The 14,733-nt window shown below is 44.5% G+C and carries 16 protein-coding genes and 1 tRNA gene; 10 read left to right on the top strand and 7 right to left on the bottom strand.

From position 1 onward, the window contains the following. Positions 1-86 precede the first annotated feature (86 nt). Positions 87-159 (top strand) — tRNA-Val (locus EXG77_RS13470). A 98-nt stretch (positions 160-257) separates the two neighbouring features. Here EXG77_RS13470 and EXG77_RS13465 read toward each other — a convergent pair. Then, the gene (locus tag EXG77_RS13465; protein ID WP_029340800.1) at positions 258-1,280 is read right to left on the bottom strand and encodes a PTS transporter subunit IIC; all 1,023 of its coding nucleotides are present in this window, start codon (positions 1,278-1,280) and stop codon (positions 258-260) included. A gap of 362 nt (positions 1,281-1,642) precedes the next feature. Between EXG77_RS13465 and EXG77_RS13460 the strand changes: the two genes are divergently transcribed. After that, entirely contained in the window at positions 1,643-2,377 is a 735-nt protein-coding gene (locus EXG77_RS13460) for a metallophosphoesterase (protein ID WP_023467157.1), read from the top strand. 35 nt (positions 2,378-2,412) lie between these two features. Here the strand turns inward: EXG77_RS13460 and EXG77_RS13455 are convergent, their stop codons facing one another. Beyond that, complete coding sequence (locus EXG77_RS13455) at positions 2,413-2,691, bottom strand: hypothetical protein (RefSeq protein ID WP_023467158.1); 279 nt, start codon at positions 2,689-2,691, stop codon at positions 2,413-2,415. A 125-nt stretch (positions 2,692-2,816) separates the two neighbouring features. Between EXG77_RS13455 and EXG77_RS13450 the strand changes: the two genes are divergently transcribed. Then, positions 2,817-3,452, top strand: coding sequence for a sterol desaturase family protein (locus tag EXG77_RS13450; protein ID WP_035398892.1), 636 nt, complete (start codon positions 2,817-2,819; stop codon positions 3,450-3,452). Between the two features lie 16 nt (positions 3,453-3,468). On the opposite strand, the gene EXG77_RS13445 is transcribed toward EXG77_RS13450, so the two are convergent. The 3 genes from EXG77_RS13445 to EXG77_RS13435 all read right to left on the bottom strand — a co-directional run bounded on the left by EXG77_RS13445 (position 3,469) and on the right by EXG77_RS13435 (position 7,446). Continuing rightward, positions 3,469-4,023, bottom strand: a complete 555-nt coding sequence (locus EXG77_RS13445; protein ID WP_035398890.1) for a TetR/AcrR family transcriptional regulator — start codon at positions 4,021-4,023, stop codon at positions 3,469-3,471. Continuing rightward, complete coding sequence (locus tag EXG77_RS13440; RefSeq protein WP_035398888.1) at positions 4,010-6,328, bottom strand: YhgE/Pip domain-containing protein; 2,319 nt, start codon at positions 6,326-6,328, stop codon at positions 4,010-4,012. Before EXG77_RS13440 ends, EXG77_RS13445 begins: the two co-directional genes overlap by 14 nt. A gap of 152 nt (positions 6,329-6,480) precedes the next feature. After that, complete coding sequence (locus EXG77_RS13435) at positions 6,481-7,446, bottom strand: quinone oxidoreductase (RefSeq protein WP_035398886.1); 966 nt, start codon at positions 7,444-7,446, stop codon at positions 6,481-6,483. Positions 7,447-7,550: 104 nt separating this feature from the next. On the opposite strand from EXG77_RS13435, the gene yidD reads away from it, so the two are divergent. Further along, positions 7,551-7,835, top strand: coding sequence for a membrane protein insertion efficiency factor YidD (yidD, locus tag EXG77_RS13430; RefSeq protein ID WP_023467166.1), 285 nt, complete (start codon positions 7,551-7,553; stop codon positions 7,833-7,835). Between the two features lie 108 nt (positions 7,836-7,943). Here yidD and EXG77_RS13425 read toward each other — a convergent pair whose 3' ends face one another. Together EXG77_RS13425 and EXG77_RS13420 are read right to left on the bottom strand one after the other, a co-directional pair. Then, positions 7,944-8,333, bottom strand: coding sequence for a tautomerase family protein (locus EXG77_RS13425; RefSeq protein ID WP_035398885.1), 390 nt, complete (start codon positions 8,331-8,333; stop codon positions 7,944-7,946). Positions 8,334-8,389: 56 nt separating this feature from the next. Then, the gene (locus tag EXG77_RS13420) at positions 8,390-9,874 is read right to left on the bottom strand and encodes an aldehyde dehydrogenase family protein (protein WP_081637438.1); all 1,485 of its coding nucleotides are present in this window, start codon (positions 9,872-9,874) and stop codon (positions 8,390-8,392) included. Between the two features lie 181 nt (positions 9,875-10,055). Between EXG77_RS13420 and EXG77_RS13415 the strand changes: the two genes are divergently transcribed. The 6 genes from EXG77_RS13415 (at position 10,056) to EXG77_RS13395 (ending at position 14,691) form a co-directional block, all read left to right on the top strand. Further along, on the top strand, positions 10,056-11,285 hold the full coding sequence (locus EXG77_RS13415; protein ID WP_023467172.1) for a DUF2254 domain-containing protein: 1,230 nt from the start codon (positions 10,056-10,058) through the stop codon (positions 11,283-11,285). 37 nt (positions 11,286-11,322) lie between these two features. Continuing rightward, entirely contained in the window at positions 11,323-11,805 is a 483-nt protein-coding gene (locus EXG77_RS13410; RefSeq protein WP_023467174.1) for a DUF456 domain-containing protein, read from the top strand. Positions 11,806-11,997: 192 nt separating this feature from the next. Beyond that, positions 11,998-13,335 (top strand): hemolysin family protein, encoded by a 1,338-nt coding sequence (locus EXG77_RS13405; RefSeq protein ID WP_023467176.1) that lies wholly within the window; start codon positions 11,998-12,000, stop codon positions 13,333-13,335. Positions 13,336-13,511: 176 nt separating this feature from the next. Beyond that, complete coding sequence (locus tag EXG77_RS13400) at positions 13,512-13,946, top strand: organic hydroperoxide resistance protein (protein WP_023467178.1); 435 nt, start codon at positions 13,512-13,514, stop codon at positions 13,944-13,946. Positions 13,947-13,978: 32 nt separating this feature from the next. Further along, a complete protein-coding gene (locus EXG77_RS16480; protein ID WP_023467179.1) occupies positions 13,979-14,152 on the top strand; it encodes a hypothetical protein in 174 nt (57 codons plus the stop codon). Between the two features lie 26 nt (positions 14,153-14,178). Next, positions 14,179-14,691, top strand: coding sequence for a type 1 glutamine amidotransferase domain-containing protein (locus EXG77_RS13395; protein ID WP_023467181.1), 513 nt, complete (start codon positions 14,179-14,181; stop codon positions 14,689-14,691). Positions 14,692-14,733: the final 42 nt, after the last annotated feature.

Here is a 14,733-nt window from a genome sequence, read left to right as displayed (position 1 = left end):
GGAAAAAGATAATTTTTTTGTGAAAAAGGCTTTACACTTTTCGATATGCTGCTATAATAAAAATATACCCAGTAACAACACAGCATGATTCTGTAGCTCAGCTGGGAGAGCGCTACCTTGACAGGGTAGAGGTCGCTGGTTCGAGCCCAGTCAGAATCATACCGAAATCGTTCCTTTTCGAAGGGACGATTTTTTTTTGCGTTAAAAAAACTATTCCCGAAATCAATCAGGAATAGTTGGAAGGGAGGTAAATTGTTTTATTGAATTTCGAGGTGAAGATCGCCACGCTTCGTCCACCCTGCGACGGTCGTCAATCGATAGAAGACGAGCGTCAAGACGCCAGGTAGAACGACACCAGTCAAGAAGAAGACGAGGAACGCCTGAGGACCTTGGTTGACGAAAATATTGAGTGGGGCAATCATCGAATTTAATCCAAGTCCTGCGAGTTCGTACGGTACTTTCAAAGAGAGAAGAAGCGTCGCGACAGGAGCTGAAATCATCGCTGCGAGAAACGGTGCAACGACAAGACGTGGATTTTTAACGATATTCGGGAATTGTACTTTAGGTGTTACAAAGAATGAAGCAATCAAACCACCTGGATCCGTCTGACGGTATGCCATCAACGTGAAGCCGACGAATTGAGCGGAACAGCCAATCAGTGCAGCGGCACTTGCTACAGGATCAAGTTGCAAAGCGATAGCGAGTGCAGCGGACGAAGCAGGAGACATCAATAAGACACTAAAGATGAGTGCGATGACAAGAGAAGTTGCGATTGGAGATGATTCAACGGATGCTGTGATCATGGCACTGAATTTTGTAAGGAGTGGTGTCGTGACGGCAGCAGCACCGATTCCAGTCACGCCGCCAGCAAGGACAGCACTCATCGGGATGACCATCATGTCAAATTTCGTTTTTCCAGTCATACGTTTTCCGACGTATACAGCGACGGCAGCTGCGAGTAACGCACTGATCGGCTGACCGGGTACAAGAACGAGTCCAGAAGCAGTTGATTGAAGAGCGGCACCACCGATCGTCGCTGCGATCATCGCGCTGAACAGAACAAGTGTATTTCCTCCGAGCTGAAAGGCAATACCGGCACCAAGTGCAGGGGCGAGTAGTACTTTTGCGACACCACCAATCGTCAGTAGCATTTGGATATGTAGAAGATTTCCGAGTGTCTCAATCAGGAGTCCGACACCGAGTGTTACAAGAACGGCATTTGCCATTCCAGCTGATACTTTTACCATTCGATCCATCGCATATTCTTTCAACGTTGTCATCCTCTCTCTATCTATCTCTATTTTTTGCCATGAAAAAAGCCTATCCGTTTTTGGGATAGGCGCCACTCATTCTGTGCGGGCGCCTCATTCGATGCATCGAAAGAAGGGCCCAAAAATCATTTCCGTTTCATCATCGGAAAAGTTTTCAGTCCCTCATGCATAGAATAATCAGTCGGCCGACTTGGTTAAATGGCTGTTGCGTCGGAATCATTCGATCGTGCCCCTCTCTGTGAATTTTTCTAAGCCTAACATGCTCTTGATTAATAATCAATATTTTCTGACAATTTATTTTTTCCTGAAATCTGACAGGAATTCACGGTATCATCGGGAAATCCTAATGTACCAACAATGGAGGCGTTTACATGAAAGTGATGCTTTTTACAGATATTCATGGTAATGCATCAGCATTACGTGCAGTATTGTCCTATCTTGATCAACAACCAGAGATCGATGCCGTCTATTGTCTCGGTGATCTTGTCGGCATTGGACCAGAGCATAATGAAGTCATTGATCTATTGAAGCAACGACCAGATATTCAAACGATTTCTGGGAATCATGATGAATGTGTCCTTGCTTTAATCCATGGGGAGAACTATCCCGATAGTTACCGCCATGCGAAAGAGCACCATCAATGGATTGCGGATACGTTGACGCAAGAAAATCAAAAGTATTTGGAACGTTTACCGCGTGTCTTAAATATCATGCATCAGGAACAAACGATGCACCTGACGCACTATGCTTATGCCGACCAGACGAAGAAGATTGGTGAAGAGCCGTTAAAGCAAGCGGTGGATGGAACGAAAGAAAACTTATCCGTCCTGTTTGCTGGAAGTGAGGCGCGGATCATTGGTTTCGGTCACCATCATCCAGCGCAACAAGTCGAGACAGAGCAAACGCTCTTTATTAATCCAGGTGCACTTGGATGTCAGGAAACAGCTATTGCTCCAGTAGCAATCATCGATTGGGAGAAGGGCCAAGTCCGTTCAGAAATCCTGAAGCTTTCATATGATGATCGACCATTTTTAGACGTTCTCAAAACGACGGAGATGCCGGAACGTGAGTTGATGCGCCGACTCTTCTTCGGTAGTAGGACATGAAAAAACCTTCATGAGTAGTTCATGAAGGAATTCAATCAAGACGACAATTTTGTCATGATTGAGATAAGACAAACGACAATCAGTAACACGATACCGATGTTTCGTTTCAATGGATGGCGTGACCAGTAAAAGAATAGCGCAAGGACAGGGGCCACAAAAAAGGCAACGATGAGACTGATTAATGTTGCAAGAAATAATACAAACATCCAAAGCTTGCTCGTTATCCGGTATACCTGCCACATGTCGTAAAGCGACATGAGTGTATAGGCGAGTAGCACGAAGATGATTCCGGTCGATAAACTCAAAGTGATCATCACTCCATTCTCTATTTAGTATAAGGGAGGGAGCGAGAATGACTACACGACTTGAAGTAAAAAACGTGACGAATCGATGAACGTGCGATTATACGCTGTAACGAAAGAGAAAGGGGAAAGCACCAATGTCAAATATTTATCGTCGTTTTTTTCTGTTTCCGGATATTTTGATGATGCTCGTATTACTGATTGCGGTCAGTAGTTATGTCCTTGCTCAGCCGTTTCATTGGACGACTATATTATTCTTTTGTCTTGGACTGATCGTATTTAGCTTCAGTGAATACTTGACGCATCGTTTTTTGTTTCATTTACCACCGCCTAAAAATGTGCTTGGACGAAAATTGTTGAAACGACTTCATTACGATCATCATGCGCATCCGAATGAACTGCATCTGTTGCTTTTACCGGTCTGGTATTCCTTGCCGAATCTTGGTTTCTTTGCTGCTCTGACCTATTTTCTGACGCAATCTGTCGTTTCGACAGCGGCAGCCGCGAGTGGATTGATCGTCATGCTGCTTGTGTATGAATGGAAACATTACGTGGCACACGTTCCGTTGAAACCGAGAACACGCTTTGGAAAATGGATGAAAAGAACGCATCTATTACATCATTTCAAAAATGAACACTACTGGTTTGGTGTGTCAAATCCGGTGGGAGATTGGTTGTTTGGCACACTGAAGGATGAAAAAACAGTTACTTCTAGTCAAACGGCACGGAATTTAGAAAAGAATCGAGAATATGAAAAACCGCCGATCCACTGACCGGCGGTTTTTTGATTCATAAAATACGTAGCATGGCACGACGAATCGTATCGAGCTCAAGTGGATGCGCAATCGATGGCCATTCGGCAATCAATGCGATATACGTCCGGAAAATCAGAAAGGCTGTGACATCGACTGGTACGTCACGATCATCTTGTCCAAGGCGAGTCTCAAGGAGCGTTTTAAGATATTCGACGACATGTCGTTCAATACGTGTCCGTAATTCTTGCATTTCTTGTAATTTAAGATTACGTGTTTCTTCAATGATTTGAAGAATGAACAAATGTTGTTGCTGATGATAGACGATAGCATCGATCATTGCTTGCTTATTTTCTTCTACCGTCGCATGTTCGACGTAAGCGCGTTCTGCTTCTTCTTTCATCTCTTGCAGCACACGGGTTACGAGCGATTCGAACAAATTGAGTTTACTTTCAAACAGTTGGTAGACGGTCGGTTTCCCGACATGAGCGCGTCGAGCGACACGCTCGATCGTCGTACCTTTATAACCGAGTTCAGAAAAGCAAGCCATCGCTGAGTCTAGTATCAGTATTTCTTTATCAGACTGTGTCATGTTGTTTTCGTCTCACTTTCGTTGAGAGTAAAATCCGCTTGGCTCCGAGCCCTCCAACGAAGCTGATGAGCAACGCGACGACTAGGATGGTCGCGAGGACTTGACTGTTTGAGATGAGGGTGTCCGTCACACCAAGTCCAAGGGCTTCACGGAATCCACCGACTGAATACGTCATTGGTAAGAAGGCGTGAATCGCTTGGAAGAAGCTTGGCGTCATCTCGACTGGGAACGTACCGCCACTACCACCGATTTGAAGCAGAAGTAGTAGGAAGGCAAGGAATTGTCCGACGCGACCGAGTAGCATCGCGAGCGTGAACAGAATCGTGATGAACGTCATACCTGTTAAGGCGGCGAATCCGTAGAGTGCAGGAACGCTCGCGACATCAGAATCGAGAACATAGACGATGGCCGTAGCCGCTGCGACACCTTGTAATGCGCCGATCGGTAAGATGAGTGATAATTTACCGACAAGGAAGCGCCATGTCAGACTCTCGCCATGTTCTGGACGAATCTGGTAGACAGACGAGAACATCAAGGCACCTGCGAATAAGGCGATACTAAGGATGTAAGCTGATAAACCAGAACCGTAGTTGTTGACCGTCGAATAGTCATGTTCTTTTAAGACGACAGGTTCTGCCAGCATGTTATCCCGCTCTTTCGTAGGCTTGACAGTTGCGTCCTTAGCCCCTTTGCTAAGCTCATCCTTCAACGTTTTAGCCCCATCTTCAAGTTTCGTATTGGCATCCGCGATTTTTGAAGCCCCATCGGTCGTTTTACCGATACCGTCTGTAATCGTAGTTGAACCAGATGCCAATTGACCTAACCCGTTAGTTAACGCGCTAGCTCCTGTTTGGAGTTGGTGTGTGCCATCTGAAAGTTGATTAGCTCCGTCAGCCAGTTGTGTACCGCCTGTTGCCGCTTTATGCACGCCTGCAGTATATTGACCGAGTTTTTCATTGAATGTCTTTTGTCCGCTTGCTAATTGTTGTGCGCCAGATTCGACTTGCTTCGCACCGTCGACGAGTTTTACTTGACCTGCGTTCAGTTGCGATACGGCGGACTCGACTTGCTTACCGCCAGCAGCAAGTTGACCGATTTTTTTCGTCGCTTCGGTTGCTTGAGCAAGACTTTGATCGATTGCCCCTTCTTGCGCAGCGAGGCTTTTAATATTTTCTTCTAACGTTCCAATTGTTCCAAGTAACGTTTGTTTCTCCTCATCTGATAATTGATCAGAAGCGGAAATAACTTGTTTTAGTTGAGCGGCATTTGCTTCAAGCGCTTCTCGACGCGCACGTAGATCTTGTTTAGATTGTGCAGCATCTTGATTCAATTGATTTAATAATACATTAGCTGCCTGAGCTTTCTCGTCCAGTTGATTTAATCCGTCCGTCAACTGAGGAATTTTTTCGTTGAGCTGAGCCGTACCCGCAGCCAGTTGCTCTGCCCCTTGACGGACTTGTGTCGAGCCACCGCTGAGTTTTGTTGCTCCGTCTTCTAGTTGCGCGGCACCGGCTTGCAACTTACCACCATTTTCGTCTAGCGTGTTCAACCCAGAAGACAACTCACCCGTTTTTTGAGCGAAGAGAGCAGTTTTTTCGTCGAGTGTCGTGACACCGTCACTGAGTTTTTTTGAACCTTGATTTGCTTCCCCGAGCTTTTCAGATAGTGTCAGACTGCCATCCGCAAGTTTTCCGAGGTTCGTAGCCAGTGTTTTAGCACCATCCGCTGTTTTGTGGTTGCCATCTTCTAGTTTAGAAGAACCGTCCGATGCCTTTTCCATACCGTTTGCAATTTTCTTTAACGCACCGAAGATCGCACTACTGTATTGTTTTGTCACGGATTTACGGATCTTTTCGTTTAATTGTTTGGCAGCCGTACTCGAAATTTGTGTGCCCGAGTAGTTTTTGGCTGGGTTCAAGTAATATTCCAACTCAATCTTTTTTGGATGATCATCGAGTAGTGTCGTTGCATTTTTAGAGAAATTCTTCGGGATGACAACCGTCATGTAGACTTTTCCGTCGCGTAGTTCTTTTTCGGCTTTGTCCTGAGACAAGAACTGCCAATCAAAATCATCATTTTTTTTGAGTTTGTCGACGAACTGATCCCCGATGTCGACTTTTTCTCCTTTAAACTTCGTTGCTTTGTCTTCGTTGACGATAGCAACCTTAATATCTTCTGTACGACCGTATGGGTCCCAGAATGCAGATAAGAAGATGGAGTTGTAGAGAAACGGTACGAGGATGAGGGCGAGAATGACGACGATCATCATCGGACTCTTCAATTTCTTCCATTCTGAGCGAAACATAAATACAAATCCCCTTTCTAAAACTCAAAACTAGTTTGAGTTTTAGGTTTTGATGAGGTTTACTTTACTCTCTTCATTAAAAAAAAGCAATCGATAATCTTGATTTCACATAAAAAAGACGACTCGCAGGGAGTCGTCTCGAAAAAAGCGAGTTAAGGGAGCAAAAGTAGTTTTCCTGTGCTGCGTCGGCTTTCCAAAAAGTCATGTGCTGCTTTGCCATCAGATAATCTGAATGTTGTAGGCGAAGACAGGGTGAGATGGTCGGATAGAATCCAATCAAACAGTTCACCCGATCTACGGATGCGTTCTTCAGAAGATGTTAATACGTTCCAAAGATCACCACCCGTCAATGTTTTGGACGTATCCATCAAAAAGCGGGGATCAACAGGTGCAGGATCACCGCCTGCCATACCGTAGAAGACAACTGTTCCATGGACTTTCGTGACATGGAAACTATCCATTAAGGTAGAACCGATAGACTCATAAACGACATCGACCCCTTTACCAGAAGTTTGCGCGAGTACGTGCTCGACCCAGTTCTCTGAATATAAATAGACAGATTCACAGCCAGCAGTTTTAGCGATCCGTGCTTTCTCAGGAGAAGACGTCAATCCAATCGGAGTTGCCCCAAGCAAGCGAATGAGCTGTGTCAACAACTGCCCAACGCCACCGGCAGCGGCATGCACTAAGACGACATCTCCCGGTTGGACATGATAGCTATCTCGAGTTAAATAATGCGCTGTTAACCCTTGTAATAAGACAGAAGCTGCTGTTTCGTATGAGATACCATCAGGAAGCGGAATCAATTTATCAACGGGTGCTGCGACGTACTCAGCATTCGCAAGCGGGACATCCGCAAAAGCAACTCGTTGACCTACGTGGAACGTTGAAACAGCAGCACCGATTGCGGTGATGACTCCTGCACCTTCATACCCTAAAATATAGGGAGGCTGTCCTTCTAAATGATAGTTTCCTTTTCGGCGATAGATGTCTGCAAAATTCAAACCGATCGCTTTCATTTCAATCAGAACTTCCTGTTCAGTAATTGTTGGCGTTGGCACGTCTTCGAAGCGTAATACATCAGAACCTCCAAATTCGTGGAAAGTTAATGCCTTCATCTCAACACATCCTTCTTTTAAATCTGCTTTTAGTATAAGGCAGAACATCTGAAAATGATGGACAGATGCGTTACACTAGAAAAAAAGAGGAAAGAAGGGACGTTATGAAACGTGTCTTAATGGGAGGAATTCGTTTTTATCAGAAAGTCATCTCTCCCATGAAGCCAGCCACATGTCGATTTTATCCAACATGCTCCCATTACGGGATGGAGGCGATTGAACGTCATGGTGCAGTAAAAGGGAGTTATTTGACGACGCGTCGATTGTTACGGTGCCAACCGTTTCATCCAGGTGGTCTCGATTTCGTTCCAGAACCTGATCAATTTAGTTGGAAAGCACCGCTGCAACGGGAAAATCCGCGGGAGAAGGCGGAAGAAACGAAGGAGTAAGTCATGTGAAGGTTCTCTTTTGTTTAATGAAGTAAGAACAAATAAAGGGACGTATGTTACCGGAAATTACCGATAACATACGTCCCTTTTTGTTCTATTTACAGACGATCATAGTTTACCCGTTAAAAACTGTGCTTCGCCAAGACCGAAGCTCCAGTCGGCTGCATCATTTTCGACGATCGACACCATCAAATCAGTCGGTGCGAGTCCGCAGTTTGCTTGTAAGCGTTCGGCGAGTAAGTGGTAGAGACGTTGTTTTTTCTCTTCCGTCCGCGTTTTACTCGTTACACTAATAAGAACGATATCTTTACTCCGTTCAAATCCAAGTCCTGTATCTTGAATGACCATCTCATGTGCTTTATGCGTATGCACGATTTGATAACGATCGCGCTCCGGCACATCAAATGCTTCGACCATCGCATCGTGTGCGGTGTCGAGTAACGTTTTTAACTCTTCTTCTGAACGTCCTTCAATGACGTCGAATCGTAATAACGGCATGTGAAATCACTCCTTAACAAAATTATGTAGAGTAGGGGGAAAACCCTACTCATATATTACTCGAAGAATGGTTTGTATTGACGACGATCGTGCATGACAGACAACCATTGGACAGTCGAGAATTCTTCAAGTACCCACTCACCGTTGAAGCGACCGAGTCCTGAATCTTTTTCACCACCAAATGGCATATGTGGCTCATCGTTGACCGATTGATCGTTGATGTGAATCATACCTGTCTCGACTTCAAGCGCAAAGGCAGTCGCGCGTTCAATAGAAGAACCATGGACAGCGCCACTCAATCCGTATGGAAGTGAGTTCGCGATTTCGAGTGCCTCTTCATCCGTATCGAACGGGATGATGACAGCAACCGGTCCGAAGATTTCATTTTTAGCGAGTGGCATATCATTCGTAACACCAGTGACGACAGTAGGTGCGATGACGTTATCTTTTGCTTCGCCGCCGACACGAACGGTTGCACCCGCAGCTTTTGTTTTCTCGAGATCTTCAAGAATTCGTTCAACTTGTGATTGGTTGATGAGCGGTCCGACTTGTGTCCGCTCATGTGATGGATCACCGTATTGTAGCTCTTTTACACGAGCAACGTATTTCTCGACGAATTCATCATGAATCGAAGAAGCGACGAGAATTCGGTTCGTCGACATACAAATTTGACCTTGGTGATAGAACTTGCTGTAGACAGCAGATTCGACCGCGCGATCGAGATCAGCATCATCAAGTACGACGAAGACGTTGTTTCCGCCAAGTTCAAGCGCTGTTTTCTTTAGATGTTTACCAGCAAGTTCACCGATATGACGACCTACTTCAGTTGATCCTGTGAATGAAATCAAACGTGGTACAGGATGTTCGACGATAGCATCACCGATTTCTGAACCGCGACCGACGATGACATTCAAGACACCTTTTGGCAATCCAGCTTTTTCAAACAGACTAGCAAAAATCAATCCGCCTGAAACAGGTGTGTCCGTAGCTGGTTTGACAACGACTGCGTTCCCGATGGCAATAGCAGTAGCGATCGACCGTACAGCTAAGTGGAACGGGAAGTTCCATGGACTGATGACACCGATGACGCCAAGTGCTTTACGGTAGATCCGGTTTTCTTTACCTGGTACGACCGATGGACGAATTTCACCGTGCATCCGAAGTGGGAATGTCGCAGCTTCCTTGACGATCAAGACAGAAGCAAGGAATTCGCCTTCCGCTTTAATACGTGTACTTCCTGACTCTTTGATCAACCATTCGATGATCGTTTCTTTCTCCTCGTACAAGACTTTCAAGAAGTTTTCGATCAAGCCTTGGCGTTTTAAGGCAGGAACTTTCGCCCAGTCTTTTTGAGCGACTTGAGCCGCTTCATATGCGTCATCTAAATCTTGTTGATTCGCTGCAGAGATTGTAAAGAGCTCTTCACCCGTGAAAGGATTCGTGTTCGTCATGTTGCTGTCACTTGCGCCTGTGCGCCACTGACCATCAATGTAAATCTTCGTGAAATCTGTATGCAATGTTGCTTCGTTTTGTTGAGCCATATCATTTCATCTCCCATTCGTTTTCATAACAATTAAGTTATTCACGTTATGAAAAGAAGTAAAACACATCCGTGCACTTCGACCAAATATATTGCTCAAAATCAGTCAGGCAGATGGGTTTTAAAGCGCTTTAAATCAGGAATTCAATCAATATAGTGCTATAAAAAGGAGGGATTTTATTTTGAAGAAGCTGAAAGTCCTGTCTCGAGAAATCAACTGGTGGTGGCCATTGTTATATGGTCTCATTGGGATTGGATTAACAGGGATTGTGACGTGGTTGGATGTGTATGTATCGGACTGGTTTCCAAAAGAGTGGCAAACGACACTTGGCTTAGCACAGACGATCCATAGTTCGGTTTTTACCGGACTGCTCGCCATGATGACGTTCACGTTCTCGACCATTCTTGTCGTATTGACGACCTATTCATCACAATTCTCACCACGAACATTGCCTAACTTCATCGAGAATCGGCAAGTGCAACACATCTTCGGTATATTCATTGGAGCGGTCAGTTACTCGATGACGATGCTCTTTTTTCTTCGTCCGGCTTTGAAGACGAGTGTCGTCGCTTCAACAGTAGCGGTTCTCGTCGTGTTGATATCGATCGTGGCATTCGTCGCATTCATTCATATCGTCAGCCAGTCGATTCGCGTGACGACATTACTGGATCGATTACACGAAGAAGGGAACGAATTATTGAAACGGCAAGTCGAACATCTAGAATCGGGAGAACAAAAGATTACTGAAAGAAAGATGACGACAAATTATCCACATCTTATTCAGGCAACTCGAACCGGATATATTCAAGCAGTCGATTATGATGCTTTTGATCAGAAAGACCGCGTGTATATTGATCGAACGGTCGGCTCATTCGTAACAGAGGGAGAAGCCATCGGACGGGCGACTTGCCGGGATATCAATGAAAGTATCTTAATTGGACCGACGAAATCTTCAGAACAGGATTTTGCATTTGTTCTTGAAAAATTAAGTGAAGTTGCTTTACGTGCGATTTCTCCAGGAATCAATGATCCGAATACAGCGAGACATGCGGTTCGGATCATTGGTGACTTAATGCGACAGTATGCCGTAATACCAGATGGTGTACTAGTTGTTGGAAAGGACCAGCAACATATCGTCGTCAGGGAAACCTACCAACAATTGTTGTACACGACGTTTTATCAACTCCGACATTACGGAGCAGAGGATATTTCAGTTCTCGCGACGATGCTCGAGTCGCTTGGAACGATGAAGCGACAAGCCTTACCTGCTCACTATGAAACGATTCAACGATTCATTCCATACATCTGTTCGGAAGTACATTTTGAAACAATGAACGACTGGGATCGTGATTTTTTACAAAATCAAATCCATCGGGCGTTGAATGAAACTTTTGTCTCCCCTTCGACGTAAAAAGGGCAAGAGAATCAAAAGAAGGGAGGAATAGAAAGTGACAATCTTGTTATGGAGTCTGATCGTCGTCTGTTTTCTAGTCGCTTTTGCAGGTCTCGTGTATCCGATCATCCCAAGTGCGCCGATTTTAGTAGTTGGTTTTTTGATTTATGGATTCGGATTCGGGTTCTCTGAACTATCGATTAGTTTTTGGGTGATTCAAGCGATTTTCATCATTCTCTTATTTACGCTCGATTATCTCGTCAGCGCCTACACCGTCGATCGACGAGGAGGCTCACAAGCGGCTAAGATTGCAACGACAGTCGGATTGATTGCGGGACCGTTTATTTTGCCAGGTATCGGATTATTAATTTTCCCGTTTGTCTTTGCCATCTTGACGGAAAAAATCATTAGTAAAAAAACATGGCAAACCTCGGTTTCAGTTGGGATCGGAACAGTCCTTGGTATCTTATCAAGTGCCTTATTAAAGGGAATCGCGATGTTACTCATGATCGTAATCTTTATTCTCTATGTCGTCTGACGGTCTGAAATGATGTCTTCAAGTACACATTTTATGAAAGTTCCGTTATAGTATGAATATGAAAAAGTAGGGAAGCTTTGAAAGTCTGAAGCTTCTTTTTGCTGTAAACCACCAGATGCCTCGGCATCTGGCTTTATATTAATGGAGGTGAATCCCCTTTCTTCGGGGAAACGATTGGACAGTACACACTCAATGGAGACATTCGACACGACGACGATCATCATTCGGCTACTCGTCATTGCACTACTCATCGTCTTAACCGCTTTTTTTGTAGCTGCCGAATTTTCGGTCGTCAAAATGCGAATGTCTCGAATCGATCAGTTGATTACAGAAGGAAGCAAGACTGCGAAAGTGGCGAAGAGGCTACTTGAGAATTTGGATTATTATTTATCGGCCTGTCAACTTGGAATTACCGTGACAGCGCTTGGTCTCGGGTGGTTAGGAGAATCAACGGTAGGTGCGATTCTCGGTATGTTGTTCGAAGAGATTGACATTCCGAACTCCGTCTCGACGATCATTTCGTTCGTTCTTGCATTCTCGATTGTAACGTTTCTTCATGTCGTGCTTGGAGAACTTGCTCCAAAATCTTTAGCGATTCAAAAAACGGAAGCGATCACGATGTTACTCGCGCCACCACTATATTGGTTCGGTAAAATCATGAAACCTTTCATCTGGACATTGAACGGTTCAGCACGAATCATTCTTCGGTTGTTTGGCGTCGAGCCAGCGGGACACGAAGAAGTCCATTCTGAAGAAGAGATTAAAATCATCATGACACAGAGTTATAAGAGTGGAGAAATCAACCAGACTGAGCTTTCCTACATGCAGAACATCTTCTCGTTCGATGAGCGGATCGCGAAAGACATCATGTTACCGCGGACGGACTTAATCACGATTTCGAACGATGCATCGATGGAGGACATCATTCGCCTCGTTGAAGAGTATCAGTTCACACGTTACCCAGTAGCGGAAGAAGGAGATAAGGATAAAATCCTTGGCTTCATCAATGCGAAACAATTATTTACGGATCATATGGCGAATAAAGGAAAAGCATTAAGCTATTACATCCACAACTTGCCGATTGTATCCGAATATTCGCCGCTTCAAGATGCCATGCTGAAAATGCAGGTGGAACGGACACCGATGGCACTCGTCATCGATGAATACGGTGGTACGGCTGGTGTCATCACGATGGAAGACATCTTGGAAGAAATCGTCGGAGAAATCCGAGATGAATTCGATAAAGATGAGAAAGCAGATATCGAACAAATTCATGAGCGATTATACCGCATCTCAGGCCGTGTCTTGATTGATGACCTAAATGAACGCTTTAACTTAGGAATTGAAGAAGAAGACATCGATACGATTGGTGGCTGGGTCATGGCACAGGATACGGAAGTGTCGAGTGGTCAAGAATTCCGCTATCAGGAATACACGATCAAAGTCATGGAAGTCGATAATCATCAAGTGAAATCGATTTATCTTCAATTGCCTGATCAAGAAGAAACTGCAACAGAAGAGATTGGATAAGAAATAGAATGTGCAAGACGATGAACTTCGAGTTCATCGTCTTTTTTTGTCTACTTAAAAAATGATTAGCTAAGGTGATAGACACATCTTGTGTTTATCTCCCTCAGTGACGGGTATTACTGTCTATGTGGCAAAAAAAGCATTTTTTAATTCAACAGGAAAAGGGGTTTTCTATCATGTCAAACGTCATTCTTACTTCACGTGCATCTGCAGTCGGTGGTCGCGACGGGAAAGTCGCTTCAGACGATAACGTCATTAATCTCGATTTAGTCATGCCAGGAACAAAAGGCAAAGAAGACATTCCGACATCAAACCCGGAACAGTTATTCGCAGCAGGATATGCCGCTTGTTTTGATGGTGCCTATAACTTAATGGCGCGCCAAGCAAAAAAACGAGTCGAGACGCGGACGAATTCAGAAGTCAGCCTCTTACAGGATGAAGCGGATAACGGTGTAAAAATTGCAGCGAAACTCGTCGTCGAGGTCGTTGGCGTATCACAGGAAGAAGCCGAAGACTTACTAGAGAAGACACACAATTTCTGCCCGTACTCAAAAGCGACACGTGGCAACATTGATGTTGATCTTTCTGTTAAAGTCGTCGATTCACTATAAGCATAATCGACGAATCATAAGGAGGGTTTTCCATGGCACCGAAAGAAACCGATCGTCCAAATGAAGAGTTTGAAGATGAACGGGATCGTCTGTCGGATAAAGAACGGAAACTGACAGAGGAGCAACAAAAGGAAATCCTAAAAGGAAAAGACGAAATGCCAGATGATACGGTTTCTCCACGAGATCGCGGAGAAGATCCGATTTAAATCAAACAACTTGGGGGATGAATCACATGTCTAAAAAAGTAGCAGTCGTACTCGCCGATCATTTTGAAGATGTAGAATTCACAGGACCGGTTGATGCATTAAAAGAAGCAGGGCACGAGATCACTGTCATTGGTGCTAAAAAAGGTGCAGAACTCGTCGGCAAACAGGAAGAGGCAAAAGTAAATGTTGATCTCTCGATTGATGAGACTTCAGCAGCAGACTACGATGCTCTCCTGATTCCAGGCGGTTTTTCACCAGATTTACTTCGAGAAGACGAGCGTTTTATCTCATTCGTCGAAGAATTCGATATGTCGAAAAAACCAATTTTCTCGATCTGCCATGGACCACAATTGATGATTAATGCAAAAATCGTCAAAGGAAGAAAAATGACAGGTTATAAATCAATTCGAATTGATTTAGAAAATGCTGGTGTGGACTTTGCAGATGAAGAAGTCGTCGTCGACGATAATTTCGTCTCAAGTCGTCAACCAGATGATATTCCTGCATTCAACCGGGAAATCGTTGCAAAACTTGGCTAATGGTATAGAACAAAAATCAGCACTGCGATAACGCAGTGTTGT

Source organism: Exiguobacterium sp. OS-77 (assembly GCF_000414195.2).
In the GTDB taxonomy this organism is placed as follows: Bacteria; Bacillota; Bacilli; order Exiguobacteriales; family Exiguobacteriaceae; genus Exiguobacterium_A; species Exiguobacterium_A indicum.
Note: the sequence above shows the minus strand (reverse complement) of the source record. Positions and strands in the feature narration are given on the sequence as shown.

Bases quoted from the DNA above. Each gene is read 5' to 3' on its own strand.
- EXG77_RS13395 (WP_023467181.1), top strand. From the start codon at position 14,179: ATGTCTAAAAAAGTAGCAGTCGTACTCGCCGATCATTTTGAAGATGTA.
- EXG77_RS13455 (WP_023467158.1), bottom strand. From the start codon at position 2,691: ATGATCACTTTGAGTTTATCGACCGGAATCATCTTCGTGCTACTCGCC.
- yidD (WP_023467166.1), top strand. From the start codon at position 7,551: ATGAAACGTGTCTTAATGGGAGGAATTCGTTTTTATCAGAAAGTCATC.
- EXG77_RS16480 (WP_023467179.1), top strand. From the start codon at position 13,979: ATGGCACCGAAAGAAACCGATCGTCCAAATGAAGAGTTTGAAGATGAA.
- EXG77_RS13400 (WP_023467178.1), top strand. From the start codon at position 13,512: ATGTCAAACGTCATTCTTACTTCACGTGCATCTGCAGTCGGTGGTCGC.
- EXG77_RS13450 (WP_035398892.1), top strand. From the start codon at position 2,817: ATGTCAAATATTTATCGTCGTTTTTTTCTGTTTCCGGATATTTTGATG.
- EXG77_RS13445 (WP_035398890.1), bottom strand. From the start codon at position 4,023: ATGACACAGTCTGATAAAGAAATACTGATACTAGACTCAGCGATGGCT.
- EXG77_RS13420 (WP_081637438.1), bottom strand. From the start codon at position 9,874: ATGGCTCAACAAAACGAAGCAACATTGCATACAGATTTCACGAAGATT.
- EXG77_RS13405 (WP_023467176.1), top strand. From the start codon at position 11,998: ATGGAGACATTCGACACGACGACGATCATCATTCGGCTACTCGTCATT.
- EXG77_RS13465 (WP_029340800.1), bottom strand. From the start codon at position 1,280: ATGACAACGTTGAAAGAATATGCGATGGATCGAATGGTAAAAGTATCA.
- EXG77_RS13425 (WP_035398885.1), bottom strand. From the start codon at position 8,333: ATGCCGTTATTACGATTCGACGTCATTGAAGGACGTTCAGAAGAAGAG.
- EXG77_RS13460 (WP_023467157.1), top strand. From the start codon at position 1,643: ATGAAAGTGATGCTTTTTACAGATATTCATGGTAATGCATCAGCATTA.
- EXG77_RS13435 (WP_035398886.1), bottom strand. From the start codon at position 7,446: ATGAAGGCATTAACTTTCCACGAATTTGGAGGTTCTGATGTATTACGC.
- EXG77_RS13440 (WP_035398888.1), bottom strand. From the start codon at position 6,328: ATGTTTCGCTCAGAATGGAAGAAATTGAAGAGTCCGATGATGATCGTC.